General features: G+C 41.1%; 1 protein-coding gene. It reads left to right on the top strand.

Features of this window, described 5'->3' with window-relative positions; all coding sequences use genetic code 11:
* The first annotated feature begins 193 nt into the window (after positions 1 to 193).
* Complete coding sequence (locus tag H5985_RS09195) at positions 194 to 1300, top strand: IS110 family RNA-guided transposase (protein ID WP_205051012.1); 1107 nt, start codon at positions 194 to 196, stop codon at positions 1298 to 1300.
* Positions 1301 to 1946: the final 646 nt, after the last annotated feature.

Raw genomic sequence — 1946 nt, 5'->3', positions numbered from 1 at the left:
CACAACAAGCTCACCGAAACGCTTGTACTCGACGTCGCCAAGCTGCACAACTGAACGTTCGTCAAGTTCCTGATTCGACCAAGCAAAGAGTTTTGGAATTAATTCGTTTAATGACATGGAACCCTCCCGCACCCTTAATGGAGGTTATAAGGTGCGAAAATGAAAATATGCACAAAACCTATTGGAGAGCACCATGTCACGAAAAGAAAGATTACTCGTTAACACCATTGATGTCGAGCAAGAATACAAAGTTATCGGCTTAGATCTGGCTAAAAATGACACCTCTTGTGTCTGCATCGCCGAATCCGGTGAAATTATTGCTATCGATCGCTTAAACTATCCAGATCTTTTAGAAGCTGCCGAACAGCTTTCTCCCACTATTTTCGCTATGGAGCCTTGCAATGGAATGCACTGGCTTGTTAATCAATTGCAAGAGTATGGTCACGAATGTCGGGTTATTAGCGGAAAAGCTGTTCAACAATACGTTGGATCACATTTTGGAAAACAAAAGACAGATTTAAACGATGCTCAAGCTATCGCTTATTTAGCTCTGGATGAAATCCTTCGCTTTATCCGGGCTAAAACCCCTGCTGAAATGAGTATTCAAGCACTTCAGACTATTAGGGCGCAATTGTCAAAACAAAAAGTGTCTTCAATTGTGTGTTTCAAGTCTATGTGTCAAAGTTACGGAATTTCTATTGGGAAAAATGAAAGCAGTGTTGTTAACTTCATTTCTCTTTTGAAAGAAACAGACAAAATTCCAGAAGAAGTAAAAGAAGCATTACGAATGTTGATCGCAAACTACAAAGTCTTAAGAACACGAATCAACAAGATCGATAAGGTGCTCGAAAAGATAGTGACCAATAATGTAACAGGTAAAAACTTAAAAGATATTCCATCTTTTGGTGTGCAATGTGCGGCTCGGTTATTAACCATTGCTCCCAATATCAAAGACTTCGAAGGTCCGAAAGACCTTGTTGCATACTGTGGTTTGGCTCCAAGAAATATTACGACCGGTCATAAGCAAAAAACGGCTGGAATAACCAAACGTGGAGATAAATTAATGCGTCGCAACCTCGTCCAGGCAGCTAATGTTCTTTACAGAATGAATAAACAAGGCAAATTACAAAACTGCAAACTCAAACGTTGGATGGATAAGAAGTTGAAAATATTGCCGTATCAAAAATTTATCATTCAGCTTGCGGCTAAACTTCTGAGAATTGCCTATGCAGTGATGAAATACGGAACAGAATTTGATTATGCGAGAGCTGGTGTCGCTCGCTCTGCATTGAAACCGTAAAGATCAACAGAGGAGCAATCAAGAACAATACGTTATGAGAAAGCCGGAGGTGCTTCCACACAGCCCGTTCCTGTCCATTGTCTCTCAGACAAGTCGTTTTATAGGGCATTGGAAGTCTTTTTCTGAAAGTTCATAGTGGGCAAATGAAATCCGTTAGGAATTCTGCAACAGCCCGGATAGATTGCTAGAAATAGCCTCTTTCCTTAACGTAACAGTATTAGATTTCTCCCCTTAAAAAGGAAAAAATAAGTCACTAAGGCCAAGGCCTCAAAGCGTAGCTTTTCAGCCTAGCCCTTAGTGGATGATATTTCTTAAGACAGCGTGTACAAGCCCTTTCGCGGCATATCCTCGCTCTGTTAACAGAGCTCGGTATTCCACGATGGCTTGACACGTCACCGATAAACACTTGGAGGCAAAAAAATTAATCAGCAACAGCCGTTGGCTGTTGTTAGATGGGAAGATTTTTACCTCTTACCCTTGACAAACTATCGGGTTCCATAGATGGATTGGAGTCCTGAGCAGATTTCACATACTCTTAAAAAAGTCGGACAGCGAGTCAGTCACGAAACCATTTATCAATGGGTTATTGAAGATCGTCGAAATGGAGGTGATCTTTATACTCACTTGCGTCGTCGCCAACGTAAAT

The sequence above is a fragment of the Parasutterella secunda genome (genome assembly GCF_016901835.1).
Taxonomy (GTDB): Bacteria; Pseudomonadota; Gammaproteobacteria; order Burkholderiales; family Burkholderiaceae_F; genus Aphodousia; species Aphodousia faecavium.
The sequence above is the reverse complement of the archived record's forward strand: the minus strand, read 5'-3'. Positions and strand labels throughout refer to the sequence as shown.

Bases quoted from the DNA above. Each gene is read 5' to 3' on its own strand.
- H5985_RS09195 (WP_205051012.1), top strand. From the start codon at position 194: ATGTCACGAAAAGAAAGATTACTCGTTAACACCATTGATGTCGAGCAA.